The 19,550-nt window shown below is 62.3% G+C and carries 20 protein-coding genes; 12 read left to right on the top strand and 8 right to left on the bottom strand.

The window, feature by feature from the left end; genetic code table 11:
- Nucleotides 1–45 precede the first annotated feature (45 nt).
- The 3 genes from ASB58_RS03650 to ASB58_RS03660 form a co-directional block, all read right to left on the bottom strand.
- Nucleotides 46–810 carry an enoyl-CoA hydratase gene (locus tag ASB58_RS03650; RefSeq protein WP_118129366.1) on the bottom strand — a complete coding sequence of 255 codons (765 nt, stop codon included), beginning with the start codon at nucleotides 808–810 and terminating at the stop codon, nucleotides 46–48.
- Nucleotides 811–915: 105 nt separating this feature from the next.
- On the bottom strand, nucleotides 916–1,845 hold the full coding sequence (locus tag ASB58_RS03655; protein ID WP_181977855.1) for a 2Fe-2S iron-sulfur cluster-binding protein: 930 nt from the start codon (nucleotides 1,843–1,845) through the stop codon (nucleotides 916–918).
- Complete coding sequence (locus ASB58_RS03660) at nucleotides 1,838–2,965, bottom strand: GGDEF domain-containing protein (RefSeq protein WP_118129368.1); 1,128 nt, start codon at nucleotides 2,963–2,965, stop codon at nucleotides 1,838–1,840. The genes ASB58_RS03655 and ASB58_RS03660 overlap by 8 nt, the downstream gene beginning before the upstream one ends.
- A gap of 287 nt (nucleotides 2,966–3,252) precedes the next feature.
- Between ASB58_RS03660 and ASB58_RS03665 the strand changes: the two genes are divergently transcribed.
- Nucleotides 3,253–4,776 (top strand): fumarate hydratase, encoded by a 1,524-nt coding sequence (locus ASB58_RS03665; RefSeq protein ID WP_118129369.1) that lies wholly within the window; start codon nucleotides 3,253–3,255, stop codon nucleotides 4,774–4,776.
- Nucleotides 4,777–4,918: 142 nt separating this feature from the next.
- Here ASB58_RS03665 and ASB58_RS03670 read toward each other — a convergent pair whose 3' ends face one another.
- Nucleotides 4,919–5,506, bottom strand: coding sequence for an HvfX family Cu-binding RiPP maturation protein (locus ASB58_RS03670; protein WP_096003621.1), 588 nt, complete (start codon nucleotides 5,504–5,506; stop codon nucleotides 4,919–4,921).
- A gap of 52 nt (nucleotides 5,507–5,558) precedes the next feature.
- Nucleotides 5,559–7,010: a pyruvate kinase gene (pyk, locus tag ASB58_RS03675; RefSeq protein ID WP_096003622.1), complete on the bottom strand. Its 1,452-nt coding sequence runs from the start codon at nucleotides 7,008–7,010 to the stop codon at nucleotides 5,559–5,561.
- A 93-nt stretch (nucleotides 7,011–7,103) separates the two neighbouring features.
- Between pyk and edd the strand changes: the two genes are divergently transcribed.
- The 3 genes from edd to eda are packed head-to-tail and all read left to right on the top strand — an operon-like array spanning nucleotide 7,104 to nucleotide 10,293.
- A complete protein-coding gene (gene edd, locus ASB58_RS03680; RefSeq protein ID WP_118129370.1) occupies nucleotides 7,104–8,918 on the top strand; it encodes a phosphogluconate dehydratase in 1,815 nt (604 codons plus the stop codon).
- The gene (gene pgl, locus ASB58_RS03685) at nucleotides 8,915–9,631 is read left to right on the top strand and encodes a 6-phosphogluconolactonase (RefSeq protein WP_118129371.1); all 717 of its coding nucleotides are present in this window, start codon (nucleotides 8,915–8,917) and stop codon (nucleotides 9,629–9,631) included. Before edd ends, pgl begins: the two co-directional genes overlap by 4 nt.
- Before the next feature lie 8 nt (nucleotides 9,632–9,639).
- Nucleotides 9,640–10,293 carry a bifunctional 4-hydroxy-2-oxoglutarate aldolase/2-dehydro-3-deoxy-phosphogluconate aldolase gene (eda, locus tag ASB58_RS03690; protein ID WP_118129372.1) on the top strand — a complete coding sequence of 218 codons (654 nt, stop codon included), beginning with the start codon at nucleotides 9,640–9,642 and terminating at the stop codon, nucleotides 10,291–10,293.
- An 18-nt stretch (nucleotides 10,294–10,311) separates the two neighbouring features.
- Here the strand turns inward: eda and ASB58_RS03695 are convergent, their stop codons facing one another.
- Nucleotides 10,312–11,244 (bottom strand): universal stress protein, encoded by a 933-nt coding sequence (locus tag ASB58_RS03695; RefSeq protein ID WP_118129373.1) that lies wholly within the window; start codon nucleotides 11,242–11,244, stop codon nucleotides 10,312–10,314.
- A gap of 146 nt (nucleotides 11,245–11,390) precedes the next feature.
- Here ASB58_RS03695 and ASB58_RS03700 point away from each other — a divergent pair, with 146 nt between their 5' ends.
- From ASB58_RS03700 to sbcB, 4 genes are all read left to right on the top strand, one after another.
- A complete protein-coding gene (locus ASB58_RS03700) occupies nucleotides 11,391–11,765 on the top strand; it encodes a hypothetical protein (protein ID WP_096003627.1) in 375 nt (124 codons plus the stop codon).
- Between the two features lie 69 nt (nucleotides 11,766–11,834).
- The gene (locus ASB58_RS03705; RefSeq protein ID WP_096003628.1) at nucleotides 11,835–12,260 is read left to right on the top strand and encodes a DUF4124 domain-containing protein; all 426 of its coding nucleotides are present in this window, start codon (nucleotides 11,835–11,837) and stop codon (nucleotides 12,258–12,260) included.
- A 1-nt stretch (nucleotide 12,261) separates the two neighbouring features.
- On the top strand, nucleotides 12,262–12,657 hold the full coding sequence (locus tag ASB58_RS03710; protein WP_096003629.1) for a PilZ domain-containing protein: 396 nt from the start codon (nucleotides 12,262–12,264) through the stop codon (nucleotides 12,655–12,657).
- A 45-nt stretch (nucleotides 12,658–12,702) separates the two neighbouring features.
- Nucleotides 12,703–14,151 carry an exodeoxyribonuclease I gene (gene sbcB / locus ASB58_RS03715; protein WP_118129374.1) on the top strand — a complete coding sequence of 483 codons (1,449 nt, stop codon included), beginning with the start codon at nucleotides 12,703–12,705 and terminating at the stop codon, nucleotides 14,149–14,151.
- 86 nt (nucleotides 14,152–14,237) lie between these two features.
- Here the strand turns inward: sbcB and mvaT are convergent, their stop codons facing one another.
- Nucleotides 14,238–14,609, bottom strand: coding sequence for a histone-like nucleoid-structuring protein MvaT (gene mvaT / locus ASB58_RS03720; RefSeq protein ID WP_118129375.1), 372 nt, complete (start codon nucleotides 14,607–14,609; stop codon nucleotides 14,238–14,240).
- Nucleotides 14,610–14,955: 346 nt separating this feature from the next.
- Between mvaT and purU the strand changes: the two genes are divergently transcribed.
- From purU to ASB58_RS03735, 4 genes are all read left to right on the top strand, one after another.
- Nucleotides 14,956–15,807, top strand: a complete 852-nt coding sequence (purU, locus tag ASB58_RS03725) for a formyltetrahydrofolate deformylase (RefSeq protein ID WP_096003632.1) — start codon at nucleotides 14,956–14,958, stop codon at nucleotides 15,805–15,807.
- A gap of 67 nt (nucleotides 15,808–15,874) precedes the next feature.
- Nucleotides 15,875–16,288, top strand: a complete 414-nt coding sequence (locus tag ASB58_RS03730) for a CBS domain-containing protein (RefSeq protein WP_083726938.1) — start codon at nucleotides 15,875–15,877, stop codon at nucleotides 16,286–16,288.
- Nucleotides 16,285–16,437 (top strand): hypothetical protein, encoded by a 153-nt coding sequence (locus tag ASB58_RS19995; RefSeq protein WP_165771217.1) that lies wholly within the window; start codon nucleotides 16,285–16,287, stop codon nucleotides 16,435–16,437. Before ASB58_RS03730 ends, ASB58_RS19995 begins: the two co-directional genes overlap by 4 nt.
- A gap of 180 nt (nucleotides 16,438–16,617) precedes the next feature.
- Nucleotides 16,618–17,859 (top strand): HD-GYP domain-containing protein, encoded by a 1,242-nt coding sequence (locus ASB58_RS03735; RefSeq protein WP_118129376.1) that lies wholly within the window; start codon nucleotides 16,618–16,620, stop codon nucleotides 17,857–17,859.
- Nucleotides 17,860–17,914: 55 nt separating this feature from the next.
- On the opposite strand, the gene ahpF is transcribed toward ASB58_RS03735, so the two are convergent.
- The gene (gene ahpF / locus ASB58_RS03740; RefSeq protein WP_118129377.1) at nucleotides 17,915–19,501 is read right to left on the bottom strand and encodes an alkyl hydroperoxide reductase subunit F; all 1,587 of its coding nucleotides are present in this window, start codon (nucleotides 19,499–19,501) and stop codon (nucleotides 17,915–17,917) included.
- Nucleotides 19,502–19,550: the final 49 nt, after the last annotated feature.

The following is a 19,550-nucleotide window of genomic DNA, read 5'->3' on the forward strand; positions in this document are numbered from 1 at the left end:
GCCCATCTTCGCGAGCGGCGCCGGTCTTAGTGTTTGTGGCTGGACTCAGTTGAAGACCGGTTTGCGTTTCTCCATGAAGGCGGTCAGCGCCTCCTTGGCCTCGGCGCCGCTCAGCAACTGCGCGAAATGCTCGCCCTCGGTCTCCATGACTTCATCTGCCGTGCGGCTAACACCGTTGCGAATCAGCCGTTTGGTCAGTTGGACTGAGCTTGGTGGCAATTCGGCGATGCGCAGGGCTGCAGCGCGCGCCGCATCCAGAACGGCCTGACCGGCCGGCAGGGCCTGGTTGGCCAGGCCGATGTCGCAGGCGCGGGTACCGCTGATCTCCTCGCCCAGCAACAGCAGTTCGGCGGCACGAGGGTGACCCAGCAGGCGCGGCAGCAGGAAGCTGGAGCCGGCTTCCGGGCACAGGCCCAGATTGACGAAAGGCATTTTCAGCCGCGCGTTTTGCGCCACGTAAATCAGGTCGCAGTGCAGCAGCATGGTCGTACCGATACCCACCGCAGGACCGTTGACCGCAGCGATCAGCGGTTTGCTGGCATGGCAGACGGCCTTGAGGAAACGGTAGACCGGGCTGTCGGTGCCGGTGCGCTCGTTCTTGATGAAGTCACTGACATCGTTGCCACTGGTGAAGCAGTCGGCGCTGCCCTGAATGATGATGGCTCGGATGCTGCCGTCGTTCTCGGCGGCGGCGATGGCGTCGCCCATATCGCCGTACATCTCGCGGGTCAGCGCGTTTTTCTTGTCGGCACGGTTGAGGGTCAGGGTCAGCACGCCCTGGCTACGGTCGATCAGCAGATGGTCGCTCACGGTGTCTCCGGTGTCTGTTGTTGTTCGAGCGGCATGCTCGCACGTCTGGCAGGGTGTGGCAGCAAAGCATGGCCTGTTGAATGAGGGGGCATAACAGGGTCGCATTCAGCGTTTGGCAAACACCTCGTGCAGCACCTGGCCACGGCCCAGGCCAGCCAGAAACAGCGGTTTGCCCAGTTGCTCAACAAAAGCGCTGGCGCCACAGACCAGCGCCAATGCACGACGGGAGGGTGCCTTCAGGCGGCGCAGATCTTCGTCCAGCTGGTGCTGCTGGCGCAGCTGCAGGTGCACGCTGGGGTAGCCCTGCGCCAAGGCGTCGAGCTCCTCCTGCAGGTAGCACGAGGCCTCACCGCGCTGCCAGTGCCAGAGCGTGATACCTGCCTGGTGACCCTGGTGCAGTGCGTCCCTGGCGATGGCCTGCAGTGGTGCCAGGCCGGTGCCGCGTGCCAGCAGCAGCAGCGGGCGGTCCTGCCAGTCAGCTTGGTAATAAAGGTGACCGCTGGCGTTGCCCAGGTGACATGGCGCGCCAACACCCAGCTGCAGCAAGCGTTCACAGAACTGGCTGCCCGCGCGTTGCTGCACATGGAACTCCAGTATCGGGCTGTCGGTTTGGCTGGCGATGGAAAAGGTCCTTGCCGTACCGCAGGGTAGCCAGATGACCAGGTGCTGGCCGGGGTGAAAGCGCAGCGCTCTGGCTGGGCGTACCCGTAGACGCAGGACGCCGGCAGCCAATGCTGTCAGTGCTTCGATCTGCGCAGGAAGGCCGTCTTTGGCAGGATCGTACAGCCTGAGGTGCAAGTCCTGCTGGACCGGGCACTGGCAGGCCAGCAGCCAGCCCTCGGCCTGCAATGCGGGCGACAGGGGAGCCCTGGCCTGGTCCGGCACTGCGTGGTGCTCGGCACGCACAAGGCAGCTCTGGCAGTGGCCGCTGCGGCAGGAGTAGCTGATCGGCAGCCCCGCCTGGAGCAACTGGTCCAGCAGGTTACTGCCAGCCGGTGCGTGAAGGCAGCGGCCGGCGACGTGTATCTCAAACATAGCTGGGTTGATGTAGCTCGCAGCGATTACGGCCGGCATTCTTGGCCTGATACAGAGCCTGGTCGGCGTCGTTCAGACAAACCTCCAGGTCATCCTCCGGGCAGACGCTGGAAAGGCCTGCCGACAGGGTACAGTGCACGCCGTCTGGCAGAGAGTCAAAGTTGAGCGCGGCAAAGGCGGTGCGCAGCCGCTCCATGCAGTTGATCAGCGCCTCAGGGTTGCTGTTGCCAAGCAGGATGACAAACTCTTCGCCGCCAAACCGGGCTACCAGGTCGTCATCGCGCAAGCTGTTGCGAGCCAGCGTGGCAAAGCCTTGCAGCACCTCGTCACCCGCCGCATGGCCGTACAGGTCGTTGATACGCTTGAAGTGATCCAGGTCGATCAGCGCGATGCCCAGTTGCTGGCTCGGGCGCATCAGGGTCATGCGGCGTTGGGCTTCATTGAGAAAGTGACGGCGGTTGGCCAGCCCGGTCAGCGCATCGGTGGTGGCCAGATTCTGTAGCTGGCCCATCATGCCACGCAGGGTTTCCTGATGGGCTTGCAGGGTGTTGTGACGCTGCTGCAGGCGTTCGCGCAGCTCACGTATATAGCTGCCGGTAAGACTCAGACAGAACAGAAAACAGGCCAGCACAAACCACTCGACCAGGCTCAGGGTAAAGCTGCGTGCGCCGGGTTTGAGGTAGTGCTCAAGCGTGATCAGCAGGCCGAAGAGCACCAACGCCAGGCCGGAGTGAATATGGAAGTCGCGTCGCGACAGCTGGAAGATGCCGAACACCAGAATGTTGGCGTAAATCATGATGAGCGTGCCGCGTAGCGGCCCGGCAAAGGCCAGCAGGTAGGTTATCAGCAGCATGGCCACGACAATCTGCGCGTTGGTCATGCTGGGGTCTTTGAGGCGCAGGTTCCAGTCGCTGCGAATCAGCAGCAGGAACACCAGTTGGGTGCCGACCCCCAGCAGAATATGGCTGAGCATCAGCCAGGCAGACCCCTGATAGTGTCCTACGGCCCAGGCGACGCTGATCACCAGGTAGGTAATCAGGTAGTTGACCTGGGCCAGGTAGAAACGTTGCAGCCTTAGTGTCTGAAACTTGGCTGTCTTGGAATCGTTCGCCTCACTCACTCCATGTGTCTCCGAATGATGGCATTATGACGTCAATTTATCGATTATGCGCCGTTTTGCAACTGCTTTTCGTGTCGCAGGTGGCAAATGTGAGAAACGCCCGTCGCCGGGCGACCTTCCTATAGCGGCGAAATCGCCAGATGGCGCTGTCCAGTCCGTGCGGCTCAGGTATACTTGTGCGCGTTTTTTTGGGCCAGTTGACCTGCAGAGTCGGCGGCCCCATCCCGTGAGTCTGGTTTGGCGCGCGCTGTGCCACCAGCAGCCACAATGCAGAGGAGCTGTCCGAGATGGCCGTTATCAAGCAAGACGATCTGATCCAGAGCGTCGCCGACGCGTTGCAGTACATTTCCTACTACCACCCGGTGGACTTCATTCAGGCTGTCCACGAGGCCTACCAGCGCGAAGAGTCGCAGGCCGCCCGTGACGCCATGGCGCAGATCCTGATCAACTCGCGCATGTGCGCCACCGGCCATCGCCCGCTCTGTCAGGACACCGGTATCGTTACCGTGTTTGCCCGCGTGGGTATGGACGTGCGCTGGGATGGCGCCACCATGAGCCTCGATGACATGATCAACGAAGGCGTCCGCCGCGCCTACAATCTGCCCGAGAACGTGCTGCGCGCCTCCATTCTGGCCGATCCGGCGGGCAAGCGTGCCAACACCAAGGACAACACGCCGGCAGTGATTCACTATCAGATCGTGCCGGGCGACAAGGTCGAGATCGACGTTGCGGCCAAGGGCGGCGGATCCGAGAACAAGTCCAAGATGGTCATGCTCAACCCCTCCGACTCCATCGTTGACTGGGTGATCAAGACCGTCCCGACCATGGGCGCTGGCTGGTGCCCGCCGGGCATGCTCGGTATCGGCATCGGCGGCACCGCCGAGAAGGCTGCGGTTCTGGCCAAAGAATCGCTGATGGACTCCATCGACATCCACGAACTGCGTGCCCGTGGCCCGCAGAACCGGGTTGAAGAGCTGCGCCTGGAGATCATGGACAAGGTCAACGCACTGGGCATCGGCGCTCAGGGCCTGGGTGGCCTGACCACTGTGCTTGACGTCAAGATCAAGGATTACCCGACCCACGCAGCCAGCCTGCCGGTCTGCATGATCCCGAACTGCGCCGCCACCCGTCACGCGCACTTTGTGCTCGACGGCAGCGGCCCGGCAGTACTCGAAGCGCCGCCGATGGACGCCTACCCGGAAATCACCTGGGAAGTGGGCTCCAGCGTACGTCGAGTCAATCTCGACACCGTCACGCCGGAAGACGTCTTGAGCTGGAAGAGCGGTGAAACCGTCCTGCTGTCGGGCAAGATGCTGACCGGCCGCGACGCTGCGCACAAACGCATGGTCGATATGCTCAACAAGGGCGAGCAACTGCCGGTTGATCTGAAAGGGCGCTTTATCTACTACGTGGGCCCGGTTGATCCGGTCCGTGACGAAGTCGTCGGCCCCGCCGGCCCGACCACCGCAACCCGCATGGACAAGTTCACCCGTCAGATCCTCGAGCAGACCGGTCTGCTGGGCATGATCGGCAAGTCCGAGCGTGGCCCGATCGCGATCGAAGCGATCAAGGATCACAAGGCGGTGTATCTGATGGCCGTGGGCGGCGCAGCGTATCTGGTTGCCCAGGCAATCAAGAAAGCCGAGGTACTGGCCTTCCCGGAACTGGGCATGGAAGCGATCTACGAGTTCGAGGTCAAGGACATGCCGGTCACCGTGGCGGTAGACACCACCGGTGAGTCAGCGCATATCACTGGCCCGCAGATCTGGCAGAAGAAGATTGCCGAAAGCTTGGCGGTTGAAGTGGAGTAAGCGCTTCGTCGTAAACAAAGCCCCGCTCTGCGGGGCTTTTTTGTGCCTTGGCAGGCCGCCATGCTCTTACGCGACTGCGCGGTAGGGCGGCGAAGGCGCAGCGTCTGCGCGAGGGGGCCTCTGCCTCGTGCAATGCGCCGGTTCAGACGGTCGCGAACCTGCGTCTCAGCCAGTAATCAACACTCACCCAGCGCCCGCCGCCAGTAAAGAACAGGCTCAGCAGCAGAATGAAGTAGGTGGCGGCAAACTCGATACCGTTGTTGAGAATGACCAGGCGTCCGCTGCTGGTCAGCCAGTCGTAATTACCGTGCTCCTGCAGCAGTGCCTTGGCGCGTGCGAGCTTCTCGGCGGAGGCCGCGACGCGTTCGTTTGCAAACAACGAGCTTGGGTCTGCGATGGCTGGCCAGCCGTAGGGCCAATGCACGGCAAAGGCCGCTACCAGCATGGTGATCATCAGCGGGATGCTGATCCAGCGAGTGGCAAAGCCGATCAGCAGGAATACCGCACCTATGATTTCGGTGAGAGTGGCCAGCCAGGCCAGAAACTCGGGGAAGGGCAGGCCGAGGCCGTGTTCAAACCAGCTGATGGTCGAGTCGATATGGGCGAGCTTGCGGGTGCCGGCCATCCACATGATTGGTGCCAGATACAGGCGGATCAGCAATGGGGCGAGAAAGTCGAGGGTTTGGGTGCGGTCCAGCAGGCGCTGGGCCGGCAGCAGGATAGAAAGCATGGCATCGGGTCCTTGGTGGTGACCACCAGAAGACGCCGATGCCAGCGGGTTGTTACACCAGCTCTTCGCCCACGTGCAGCAGCTTCATCGAGTTGGTGCCGCCACGGGAGTTGTAGACATCGCCCTTGGTCAGAATGACCCAATCACCGGGCTGCACATGGCCGGCGGCCAGCAGACGGTTGACCGCTTGCTGATTGATCTCGCTGGAGGGCAGTTCCGCCGGGTTGAACGGGATGGCCTGCACGCCGCGCATCAGCGTGACCCGACCCAGTGTCTGGGCGTTGGGCGACAGCGCGAAGATCGGCAGATGCGAGCGAATGCGCGACATGATCAGTGGGGTATAGCCGCTCTCGGTCAGGGTGATGATGGCGGTGACGCCCGGGAAGTGGTTGCCGGCATACATGGCGGCCAAGGCCACGGTTTCATCACAGCGCTCGAAGGTCTGATACAGGCGATGGCCGGATTTTTTGCTGACCGGCTGCTTTTCTGCACCAACACAGACGCGGCTCATGGCGCGCACGGCCTCAACCGGATAGTCGCCGGCGGCGCTTTCGGCCGACAGCATGACTGCGTCGGTGTAATCCAGCGCGGCGTTGGCAACGTCGGATACCTCGGCCCGGGTCGGCATCGGGCTGGTGATCATTGACTCCATCATCTGGGTGGCGGTGATCACGATCTTGTTCTGCTTGCGGGCGCGGCTGATGATGTGCTTTTGAATGCCGACCAGCTCGGCATCACCAATCTCTACGCCCAGGTCGCCACGGGCAACCATGACGGCATCGCTTGCCTGGATCAGACCATCCAGCGCGGCGTCGTCGGCAACCGCTTCGGCACGTTCGATCTTGGCCACCAGCCAGGCGTCGGACTCGGCATCACGCAACAGCTTGCGCGCCAGCTCCATGTCGGCGGCATCGCGCGGGAAGGAGACGGCGACGTACTCCATCTGCAGCTCGGCTGCGAGGTTGATGTCGGCACGGTCCTTGTCGGTCAGCGCTGCGGCAGACAGCCCGCCACCGCGGCGGTTGATGCCCTTGTTGTTGGACAGCGGGCCGCCGGTGGTCACGCGGCAGCGGACTTCGTCGCGGCCGACACTCTCAACTTGCAGAACCACACGACCGTCATCGAGCAGCAGCTCGTCGCCGGCGCGGCAGTCTTTGACCAGATCCGGATAGTCCAGGCCTACGATGTCCTGGTTGCCGTCTTCCAGCCCGTGGCTGGTGGACAGACGGAAGTGATCGCCGACGTCCAGCGAAATGGGACCGTCGGCGAAGCGACCGATGCGAATCTTGGGGCCTTGCAGGTCGCCGAGCAAGGCAACGTGCTGACCGTTCTCTGCGGCGATCTCGCGGACCAGGCGGGCGCGCTGGCGGTGCTCGTCGGCACTGCCGTGGGAGAAATTCAGTCGTGCCACGTTCATGCCCGCGTTGATCAGCTCGGCGATACGTTCCGGGCTACTGCTGGCGGGGCCGAGGGTGGCGACGATCTTGGTGCGGCGCAGTGACATGCGATGGTCCTTGTGCGGTGGGTTTTTGCTGCGCCATACAATAGACCATAATGGCCCTAGACGGGTAGGTTGACGGCGAATGGAGTGGTAGCGATGCACCCCGAAGTACGAGCGGTAACAGAGCGGTTACGCGAGCGCAGCCGCCTCTCCAGGACAGCGTATCTGGCGCAGATGGCGCAGGCACCGGCCGGGCGCAGCGGTCTGTCGTGCGGCAATCTGGCGCACGGCATGGCGGCCTGCTCTGCGCAGGACAAGCAACGCATCCGCATGATCGACCAGGTCAATATCGGTATGGTCAGCGCCTACAACGACATGCTGTCAGCCCATCAACCCTACGAGCGCTATCCGCAGCTGCTGCGCGACTACCTGCGCAGCATTGGCGCCACCGGCCAGGTGGCGGGCGGGGTGCCAGCCATGTGCGATGGTGTCACCCAGGGCGAGCCGGGCATGGAGCTGTCGTTAGCCAGCCGTGACGTGATTGCCATGGGCACGGCGGTGGCGCTATCGCACAACATGTTCAATGGCGTGCTGTGCTTTGGCATCTGCGACAAGATTGTGCCGGGGTTGTTGCTCGGTGCCCTGCGTTTTGGTCACCTGCCCGTCGTCTTTGTGCCGTCCGGCCCCATGCCCAGCGGCTTGCCAAACAGCGAGAAGGTGCGGGTAAGGCAGTTGTACGCCGAGGGCAAGGTGGATCGCGAGCAACTGCTGGCCGCTGAAAGCGCGTCCTACCACAGCCCCGGCACCTGTACTTTCTATGGCACCGCCAACACCAACCAGATGCTGCTCGAAGCCATGGGATTGCAACTGCCGGGGGCGTCTTTTGTGGCCCCGGATACGCCGTTGCGTGACGCGCTGAGCCAGGCCGCGGCCAAGGCTGCGGTGACTTTGGCCCGGGCCGGGGAGGGTCGCCTGTGTCAGGTGCTGGATGAGCGCGCGCTGATCAACGCCGTGGTCATGCTGCTGGCCACCGGCGGGTCGACCAACCTGACGTTGCATCTGGTTGCCATCGGTCAGGCGGCCGGGTTGCAGTTGCGCTGGGAGGATATGGCTGACCTGTCGCGGGTGGTGCCGACGCTTGCGCACATCTATCCCAGCGGCAAGGCCGACATCAACCAGTTTCAGGCCGCGGGCGGCACGGCCTGGCTGTTCCGCGAGCTGTTGGCGGCGGGCTTGCTGCACGAGGATGTACAGACTGTCGCCGGTAGCGGATTGTCGCGCTACTGCCAGGAGCCGTACCTGCACAATGGCGAGCTTGCCTGGCGCGACGGTCCGCAGGCGAGTCTGGATGGCGACGTGCTGAGGCCGGTTAGCGCACCCTTCGCCGCCGATGGCGGCTTGCGCATGCTCGACGGCGAACTGGGCCGGGGCGTGGTGAAGGTGTCGGCGGTGGCGTCGGCGCATCGGCAGGTGACGGCGCCCTGTCGCGTGTTTGATAGCCAGGAGGGCTTTGTTGCCGCCTTTCAGGCCGGTGAGCTGGCGCGGGATGTAGTCGCCGTAGTGCGCTTTCAGGGGCCGGGAGCCAACGGCATGCCCGAGCTGCATCGCCTGATGCCCTATCTCGGCGTGCTGCAGGATCAAGGGCACCGGGTGGCTCTGGTGACAGACGGCCGTCTGTCCGGCGCCTCGGGCAAGGTGCCCGCGGCCATCCATCTGTGCCCCGAGGCACTGCAGGGCGGCGCGATCGCGCGGCTGCGAGACGGCGACGTGCTGAGCCTGGATGCCGACGCGGGTACGCTGCAGGTACAGGCCGATGGCCCTGACTGGCAGCAGCGCGAGCTGGCTACTTGCCCGCAGACGGTGCGTCGGGGCTGGGGGCGTGAGCTGTTTGCGTTCATGCGCGCACAAGCCAGCTCGGCCGAGCTGGGTGCCAGCGTCTTTACCACCGGTTTGCATGAGGCTGACCAGTGAGCCGCGCATGGCTGGCGGCATTGCGTCAGCGTGGCGTTGCCTGGGTGGAGACCTCGTCCTCGGCGGCGCACGCGCAAGGGTTGGCCGAGACGGTGGCGGCGGCCCTGCGCGAGGCGCTGGTGTTGCGCGGCGAGGCAAAGCTGGCCTTGTCGGGCGGGCGCAGTCCGATCCCTTTTCTGGATGCGTTGGCATGCCAGCTGCTTGACTGGGAGGACATCAAGCTCACCCTGGTCGATGAGCGCTGGGTGGGCAGTGATCAACCTGATAGTAACGAGCGGCTGTTGCGCTCACATCTGCAGCCAGTGTTTGATCGCGTGCACTGGCTGCCGTTGTATCGGGGCCTAAGCCCTGTGCAGGATGCAGCCGTGGCGGGGACGATGCTGCTTGAGTGGCAACCGCTGGATGTGGCGGTACTGGGTATGGGGCTTGATGGCCACACCGCCTCGCTGTTTCCTGGCCAGCCGCGGGTCAGCGAATGGCTGCAACCCGACGTCGGCACGGTGTGCGCGGCGACCTTGGCGGCGGATGAGTCGCCGAGGTTGACCCTCACCGGGCGTGCGTTACACTCCGCGCGCCGCCAGCTACTGGCGATCAGCGGTGAGCAGAAACTGCAGGTGTTGATCGGGGCGCTGGAGCGCGACCCGGCGGATTGCCCGATAGCGGCGTTCTTGCGTGCGCCGCTGGAGATTCACTATTGCTCGGACCAAGCCTGAGGACACTGATGTCGCTGCCCGAAAAGACCCGCCTGCTTGACAGTCTGTTTGCAGACTGCCGCCTGTTGCCGCTGCTTAATATTGAGCGCCTGACGGATGTGCTGCCGTTGGCCGATGCCCTCAGCGCGGGCGGCGTGAACACCCTGGAAATTACCCTGCGTACGCCCCTCGGGATCGACGCTATTGCGCTGCTGCGCGCAGAGCGCCCGACACTGACAATCGGCGCCGGCACGGTGCTGGATGCAAGCCAGTTTGCCGCGGTACAGGCTGCCGGCGCGGCGTTTGTGGTTACGCCGGGCTGTACCGAGGAACTGCTGGAAGCTGGCCGCGATGGTTTGATTCCGTTGTTGCCGGGCATTGCCACAGCATCCGAGCTGATGCAGGGCTATCGTCTGGGTTACCGGCGCTTCAAGCTGTTTCCGGCGGAAATTGCGGGCGGCGTTGGATTGCTCAAAGCTTTTGCCGGCCCGTTCCGCGACGCTGCGTTTTGCCCCACCGGCGGGATCACTGCCGACAACCTCGGCGCCTATCTGGCTCAGCCGAATGTGATGGCAGTGGGCGGCAGCTGGATAGCGCCACCGCAGCTGATCGCGGCGGGGCGCTGGCAGGAGATTACGGCGCTGGTGCAGGCGGCCGTCGCCGCCGACCAACGCGTCGATTGATGTCGGCGCGACCGAGCCTTATGGCTTGCTGGGATCGACAAACCCGTCGGGTTTGAGAATCAGCAGGTCACAGGGCGTTGCGTCGATCAGGCGCTCGGCGGTGTGTCCGATCAATGCGCTTTCCAGCCGTGAGCGTGATACGGCGCCCGTGATCAGCAGGTCAATCTTCTGCTCTTCGACAAAGCCTGGCAGTGCCTCTTCCGGGTCTCCCTCAAGCAGGTGCGTGGCGGCGCCATCGGCAGGCGAGCGCGCGACCAACTGGCTGAACGCCGTAGCGTGATGTTGCTTCACATCCTTGGCATAGCCCTCGTAGTCGGCAATGACGCTGGCGTCGAACACCATGGTGCGCGGCAGCGGCGTGTAGCAATGGGCCAGGTGCAGCTGCGCGTTGAGCTGTTGGCCGAGTTCATGGCCACAGGCAATCAGCTTGTTGTCCAGCGCGGCTGGCTTGTCCGCGCTATGCAGCGGGTCGACACTGGCGCATAGCTGCTTCAGCGGGTTCTCGCCATGCTTGACCAGCCACAGCGGCACTTCGCAGTAGCGAATCAGTTGCCAGTCGGCGGCACTCAGCAGGAGGCGCTTGAGCGGATTGCGCTGGTGGGTGGTTTTGAGCACCAGATCCGGCTTGCGCGCCTGTACCTCGCGCAGCACGTGGCGGTCCAGGCGCTTACCCCAGATTGCTGTGATGTCGACCTGCACGCCCTGGGAACGCAGCGGTGCCGCCAGCTTTTCCAGATAGCTGGTGTGATGCTCAAGTAGGGATTGGCGTGCTTTTTCCAGCGCATGCGACTCAAACAGCATGCCGCCATCCAGCGCCGGGATGTAGTCACAGAGCATCAGGGTGAGGCTGGCCTGCTGATAATGCTCAAGCAGCTGTGTTGCGCGCTCCAGGGCGGGTTGCTGTTCCTCGCGGGAGGCGTCGATGACGACCAGAATGTGGCGAATATCCATACAGCTGACTCCTGTTGTCCAAGGCTCTGGTTCGGGAATCTCTAGCCTAGCGAAGCCTGCCGGGTTTTGCACTGATCTGGGTCATCGCACGGGTTGCTGCAGAACGGCGCGCAGCTGCCGATACAGGGCCATTAGCGGAGGTAAATATGAACAGATTCTGGCTCTACCCGGCGTTGGCTGCGCTGCTTAGCGGGTGTGCGTCCACGGCCTACAATGATCACCTTGATGAGGCCTATAAGGCGTATGCCGAAGGCGACTGTAGTCGGGTGATTGCCGAGCTGTCGCGCACCGAACGGGCGATTCGGGCCAGGCCCTATCTGCAGCCCGAGGTCTCTCTGCTGCGTGGCCAGTGTTTGGAACGGCAGTCGCTGTATCTGGATGCTATTCAGATCTATCGCTTCATGCTCGACAGCTATCCCGCCAGCGAATACAGCTACCGCGCGGCGGCCCGGCTGGAAACCTTGCGGCAGCTCGGGCACTACGATCCGGCCCGGCCAGTGCCGCCGCGCGCTGAGGATTGAACGCTTGGCTGGATAGTGGCCGTCCGCTATGCTCAGAGATCTGTTTTGTCCAATCGGGGTTAGCTCACCATGCGCATCCTGGCGCTGCTACTGGCCTGCTGTGGCCTCAGCCTGCCGCTGCAGGCAGAAATCTACCGCTGGGTGGATGCCAACGGGCAGGTGCACTTTGGCGAGCGTCCACGTCCGGGTGCTGAAACGGTGGAAGTGCGCCCGCAGGTGATTGAGCGTGATCAGCGCATGCGAGACGGTGAGGCCGATATGCAGCGGCTGCTTGAGGTGCGTACGGCCGAGCGGGAGCAACGCAATGCGCAGTTGGCCGAGCGGCGGCAGCAGCAGGCGGCGCGCTGCCGGCAACTGCAACAGCGTCTGGCTGATTTCCAGCGCCGTACCTACTGGTATGAAGAGGACGCGCAGGGCAAACGGGTAGAGGTCAGCCCGGCGCGCGTGCGTGAGGCCGAAGCGGCAGTTCGCCAACAGATAGCGGAGCAATGCTGACATGCAACTGCTTCCCGACTCCGGCCCGGCCCCGGCCCCCGAGCAGCGGCGTATTCCGCGGCATCAGTTAAGCGCTTATCTGGCGGTCTACAACAGCCTGACCGGTCGCCCCTTTGGCTACATCGGTAATCTGTCCTCGCACGGCATCATGCTGCTCTGTGCGGTGCCGGTCATGCTTAACGAGGAATATCACCTGGAGCTACATCTGCCCGAGATGAGCGCCAAGGAGTACCCCCGCTGCATTCGATTTCGGGCCCGCAGCCGCTGGTGCCGGGCCGATGTCACGCCCGGTCATTACGACTGCGGTTTCAGTATCAGTCACAACCGCGAAGCCTTCGCCGGCCTCACCACAGCCCTGCAGCGCTACTTCACGTTCGGTGACTTTGCGGGTGCCTGAGGTGCTCAGGTGCGTTACCCTGCCGCTTTGCCTGCAGGGGGAGACATGAGCAAGCGCTTTTTCTGGTACGACTTTGAGTCCACCGGCATTGACCCGCGGCGTGATCGACCGGTGCAGGTGGCCGGGTTGGCAACCAACGCCGAACTGGAAGAAGTGGGCGAACCACTGTGTATTGATGCGCGCTTGCCGTCAGATGTGCTGCCGCACCCGCAGGCGTGTCTGGTCACCGGCATCACGCCGCAGCGACTGGCCAACGGTTTGCCGGAAGCGGAGTTTATCCAGCGCCTGCATGAGCAGATGATGCAGCCCGGGACTTGTAGTGTCGGCTACAACAACCTGCGCTTTGACGATGAGATGACGCGCTTCTCGTTGTACCGCAACTTTCATGACCCCTATGCACGTGAGTGGCAGGGCGGCAACAGCCGCTGGGACCTGCTCGATGCCCTGCGTGCGGCACACGCGCTGCGTCCCGAGGGTATCGAATGGCCGCAGGTGGAGGGCTTTACCAGTCTGCGTCTTGAGCTGCTGACTGCCGCCAACGGCATCGATCACGGCCAGGCTCACGATGCCCTCGCCGACGTGCGCGCCACCATTGCCATGGCGCGCCTGCTAAAGCGCGCGCAGCCGCGCCTGTTTGATTACCTGCTGGGCTTGCGTGACAAGCGCCGGGTGGCGGAATTCATCGATCTGCAGCAGGTGCGTCCGCTGGTGCACGTGTCCGGCCGTTTTGGCCGCGAGCGCAGCGGGCTATCGCTGGTGCTGCCGCTCGGTTGGCACCCGGTCAACCGCAATGCGGTGATTGTCTATGATCTGGCTGCTGATCCGGCGGCGCTGACCGATATGGCACCAGAGCAGGTACGCGAGCGGCTGTATACGCGTACCGAAGACCTGCCGGAAGGTCAGGTACGTCCCGGCCTGAAGCTGGTTCACATCAACAAATGCCCCGTGCTGGCGGACACCAAAGTGCTGTTGCCCGCAGATATAGAGCGGCTGCAGCTGGATATGCCTCTGCTGTTGGCGCGTGCCGAGCAACTGGCGCATTGGCGTGAGCAGGGGCAGGGAACCCTGGCCGAGATTTATCGAGAGCAGCCCGGTGCTGACAGCGCCGAGCAGGATGCTGAGGTACAACTGTACGATGGGTTTCTCAGTGATGCCGATCGCCGGCTAATGACAGCCATACGCGAGGCCGATGGTGCGGCGCTGGGGGCGATGCGCTGGCCGTTGCGGGATCAGCGGCTGGTGGATATGTTGCCGCGTTATCGCGCACGCAACTTCCCGGATAGCCTGAACGCCGAGGAGCGCCAGCAATGGTTGGCCTGGTGCGCCGCCAGATTGTCAGGCGCCGCCCCGGGAGCGCCTGTCACCCTGCCGGTTTTCCTGCAGGAGATTGATGCCCTGTTGCCAACCCTGGATGCGGCGCAGCAAGCGCTGCTTGCCAGTTGGCGGGCCTACGGCCTGGAGCAGGCCGCGTTGCTGGGCATCGCCACGGCCTGAGCGTGCCGTGCGCTCAGCGTGCGGCAATATTTTGCAAATAAAAAAACCCGATGCGCGGGCATCGGGTTTTTTTAGTGCTGCAGCTATCAACCCAGGATGGTGACCCAGGACTCGACAGTGTCGGCGCCGTACTTTTCTTTCCAGGCCTTCAGTGTCTTGTGGTTGCCACCTTTGGTTTCGATGACTTCGCCGGTGTTCGGATTCTTGTACTGCTTTACTTTACGTGCGCGCTTGGCGCCACCAGCGGCCTTGCCCTTGGGAGCGGCCAGTTTGTTGTCCGGGTCCAGAATGGCGGCAACATCTTTCAGGGACTTGTTGTACTGACCCATCAGGCTGCGCAGCTTTTCTTCGAACTCGATTTCTTTCTTAAGTTTGTCATCATTAGACATCGAGTCCAGACGCTCTTTAAGTTCGCGGATCTGTGCCTCAATGTTTCGGTAATCTTGCAGCATGGACATGGAAGTTTCCTTTATGTCTAGTTTGATAATCAGGACAAAAGAATAATAGGTTAAGCCTGCTCAACCTACAATAAGTTGTTTTATATCCGGACGTGCCACAATCGGCATTTTCATGTTTGTTGAGTCATTTCTTGCCTTGTTTTGCTGACGGGGAAGCACGGCAGCGTTTCCGCAAATCAAACGGCGTTAATGTCGGGTCGCCCTTTGCGTTGCGCTCGCTGACGCTTTGCTGACCGAATTAGTCCGCCCGCAACGGGGGGCAACAGGGTAGAATGGCGCGGCCCGATTTATGCCCCCAAGAGGTACGGGCAACGTCCTTTGAATACCGCACACTACAGGAGAGCAAATGCGCACTTTCAGGCTGGTAATCGCCTGCCCGGATCGGGTTGGCATCGTCGCCAAGGTCAGTAACGTACTGGCAACCTATAACGGCTGGATTACCGAAGCCAATCACCACTCGGATAACCTGTCCGGCTGGTTCTTCATGCGCCATGAAATCCGTGCCGACTCCCTGCCGTTTGATCTGGAGGGGCTGCGCACTGCCTTTGCGCCGATTGCCCGAGAGTTTCAAATGGACTGGCGGGTAAGTGACTCGGCAGTACGCAAGAAAGTGGTCTTGATGGCCAGTCGCGAGTCTCACTGTCTGGCAGATTTGTTACATCGCTGGCACAGCGGCGAACTGGACTGCGAGATCAGTAGTGTCATCTCCAATCATGATGACTTGCGTAGCATGGTCGAGTGGCACGGTATTCCCTTCCACCATGTACCGGTGGACCCGAAAGACAAAGAACCGGCGTTTGCCGAAGTTACCCGCCTGGTTGATGAACAGCAGGCTGAATGTATTGTACTGGCCCGCTATATGCAGATTCTGCCGCCGGCGCTGTGCGAGCGTTATGCGCATCGCATTATCAATATTCACCATAGTTTTCTGCCGTCGTTTGTCGGTGCGCGCCCCTACCACCAGGCTGCGCAACGTGGGGTCAAGTTGATCGGTGCCACCTGCCACTATGTCACTGAAGAACTCGATGCCGGACCGATCATCGAGCAGGACGTGGTGCGCATCACCCATCGCAACAACGCCGAGGACATGGTGCGTCTGGGCAAGGACGTCGAGAAGATGGTGCTGTCGCGTGGCTTGCGCTATCACCTGGAAGATCGCGTGCTGGTTCACGACAACAAGACGGTGGTGTTCAGCTAAGCTGTAGAGGGACGTTCGTGTTGCTGGCGTTAGTGTCGAGGCGTCAGCACCCCTTACAGGAGGCTTTATGCTCAAATCCGTCAAAGTGCGCGACTACATGACCACGGACCTGGTCACCTTTTCCCCCGAGATGGACCTGTTTCGTGCCATCGACCGCCTGCTGGCCCATCGCATTTCCGGCGCCCCGGTGCTCGACGCCGATGGACATCTGGTCGGGCTATTGTCTGAAGGCGACTGCCTGAAAGGTATTCTGGCCGGCAGCTACTTTGAGGAGGCTGGCGGCAGTGTGGCCTCGGTCATGACGGTGGTGGTCGAGACCATCGACGCCGACGCCGACATCGTCAAGGCAGCGGAGCATTTCATTACCATGCGTCGTCGGCGCCTGCCGGTGATCGATGAGGGCAAGCTGGTCGGGCAGATCAGCCGTCGCGACATTCTGCGCGCCATGCAGACCTACAACGAGCACGGTGCGCCCAAGTGAATGATGACGACGAACTCAGCCCGCTGGCAGCCGGCGCGGCCAGCCTTCCACCCACTCTGGGAGAAGGCTGTCTGTTGCGTTTTGATCCTGCCGAGCTGACGGAGGAGATGGGCGCCGATTTTTCCGAGCTGCCGGCCGATTCCGACTAGCCCTGCTGCTGCTCCGTGCCGAATGGCCTGGCCTGGTCTGGCTGACAGACTTGGCAAAGCTTCTTGCCGGGTGGCATATTGTCATCACAGCGAGGGAAGCAATCGCAGGACACGCCATGGTGTGTCGATGCGTGGGTACGGAAGCACGGCACCTACAATCATTCCAGGCCGTAACCGAACATGCTCAAAAAAATTCCGACTGCCGCCCTGCGTAAGGGCATGTTTGTTGATCAGTTTTGCGGGTCGTGGCTGGACCACCCGTTCTGGACCCGCAAGGTGCTGATCGAGGACGACAAGACACTCGATACCATCCTGAAAAGCCCGATCACCGAAGTGGTGATAGATACCGGCAAGGGCGCCGATTGGACCCCGGGCGAACTGACCGAGGCAGCTGCCGAACTCCCCAAGCAAGCCGTTGAAGCCGACCCGGTGCCGGTCACCGAGCGTCAGAGCGCGGAGGTTGCCGGCGCGTCGACCGCTGCAGTCAGCTTTGAAGGTGAGCTGCAACGAGCCAAGGCGATCTTCCGCAATGGTAAGGAAGCCGTGCGCAGCATGTTCCAGGAAGTACGTCTGGGCAAGGCGCTGGACGGTGAGGGTCTGCTGGATCTGGTCGAGGATATGAACCGCTCGCTGGCGCGCAACCCCCATGCGCTGCTCAGCGTGGCGCGCATCAAGCACAAGGATGAATACACCTACCTGCACTCGGTGGCGGTGGCCGCGCTGATGGTCGGCCTGGCACGCGCTGCGGATCAGGATGAAGCGACCGTGCGTGATGCTGGTATGGCCGGCCTGCTGCACGACCTGGGCAAGGCGGTGATGCCGGAGGCTGTGCTGAACAAGCCTGGCCGTCTGACGGATGAGGAGTATGACATCATGCGTCAACATCCCATGGAAGGGTACAAGTTGCTGCAGGAGTGGCAGGACGTACCCCCGGCCGTGCTGGATGTGTGTCTGCACCACCATGAAAAAATGGACGGTACCGGCTACCCGGAGCGCCTGGCTGGTGAGGATATCAGCCTGATGTCGCGCATGGGCGCCATTTGCGATGTGTATGACGCCATCACTTCGAACCGGCCCTATAAAGCAGGCTGGGATCCGTCTGAGTCGCTCAGCCGGATGGCCAGCTGGAAAGGGCACTTCGACCTCACGCTGTTTCAGCTGTTTGTCCGCATGCTCGGTATTTACCCGGTTGGCTCGCTGGTGCGCCTGACCTCAGGACGCTTGGGCGTGGTGGTTGAGCAGAACCCGACTGCGCTGTTGCTGCCGCGTGTGCGGGTGTTCTATTCGGCAACGCTCCGGCAGGCGGTGCCGGTCACGCTGATCGATCTGGCCGAGGCGGGGCAGCCGGAGCGCATTATCGGGCGAGAAGACCCGGAGCAATGGCCGTTCAAGAGTCTGGACAGCTTCTGGGCTGGCGACTAAATAGAAAACGGGCAGCTTATGCTGCCCGTTTCTTCTTGCGGCCCTAGGGCCTGTATCAGGCCTCGGCGACGGCTTCCTCTGCTTCTGCCTGGGCCGGATCCGGCGTGCGGATCAGGTGGTCGAAGGCGGCCAGAGAGGCGGTCGAGCCAGCACCCATAGCGATGATGATCTGCTTGAACGGCACGGTAGTGACGTCGCCCGCGGCAAATACGCCGTTCAGGTTGGTCGCACCACGCGCGTCGATCTCGATCTCGCCAAAGCGGGTCAGGTTTAGCTCGCTGTCCTTCAGCCATTCGGTGTTGGGCACCAGGCCGATCTGGACAAAGATACCGGCAACGTCCACCTGCTTGAGCTCCTCGGTGAGGCGGTCCTTGTAGGTCAGGCCCACGACCTTGTTGCTGTCACCACGCACTTCGGTGGTTTGCGCGCTCTTGATGATCTCGATATTGCTCATCGAGCGCGCCTTGCGCTGCAGCACTTCGTCGGCGCGCAGGGTGTCGGCAAATTCCAGCACGGTGACGTGCTCGACGATACCCGCCAGGTCAATCGCAGCCTCGATGCCGGAGTTGCCTCCGCCAATCACGGCGACGCGTTTGCCCTTGAACAGCGGGCCATCACAGTGCGGGCAGTAGGCCACGCCCTTACCGCGGTATTGCTGCTCGCCGGGCACGTTCATTTCTCTCCAACGCGCGCCGGTCGCCAGGATGACAGAACGGCTGCGCAGGGTCGCGCCGCTCTCCAGGCCAATCTCGACATAGTCGCCGGTCTCCAGGCTGGTGGCCTTCTGCTCGGTGATCACGTCGACGTCGTATTCCTTGACGTGTTGCTCCAGGCTGGCAACCAGCTTGGGGCCTTCGGTGTAGGGCACGGAAATGAAGTTCTCGATGCCGACGGTATCCATCACCTGGCCGCCAAAGCGCTCGGCAACGATGCCGGTGCGGATGCCTTTACGCGCAGCGTAAATAGCAGCAGAGGCGCCCGCCGGGCCGCCGCCAACGATCAGTACGTCGTAGGGGGCCTTCTCGCTCAGCTCGGCGGCCTTGCGCTTGCTCGCGCCGCTGTCGACCTTGTTGACGATCTCGGCGAGGGTCATGCGGCCCTGGCCGAAGGGCTGGCCGTTCAGGTATACCGACGGCACGGCCATGATCTGGCGCTCGTCGACTTCATCCTGGAACAGGGCGCCGTCAATCATCACGTGAGTGATGTTGGGGTTCAGTACCGCCATCAGGTTCAGCGCCTGGACCACGTCCGGGCAGTTCTGGCAGGACAGCGAGATGTAGGTTTCAAAGTGAAACTCGCCGTCCAGGTTACGAATCTGCTCCAGCAGGGCCGGATCGGCCTTGGACGGGTGACCGCCGGACTGCAGCAGCGCCAGTACCAGTGAGGTGAACTCGTGGCCCATCGGGATACCGGCGAAGCGAATGCGCGGCGTCTCGCCGGCTGGGCCGACACCCATGCTCGGGGTGCGCTTGTCTTGGTTGGCTACGAGGCCGATTTTGCCGGACATGTCGGCGATCTCGACCGCGAGCTCATGCAATTCTTTGCCCTTGGGGCTGTCATCGGTGGACACGCTGACTTCAATCGGGTTAACGATATGCTGCAGGTACGTGTCCAGTTGCTTCTTCAGGTTAGCGTCCAACATGTGCGTGTCCTTTTGAATAAGAGTCAAATTCTGGGCATAAAAAACCCGG

This window comes from Pseudomonas abyssi, assembly GCF_003444685.1.
GTDB classification, from domain to species: Bacteria; Pseudomonadota; Gammaproteobacteria; order Pseudomonadales; family Pseudomonadaceae; genus Halopseudomonas; species Halopseudomonas abyssi.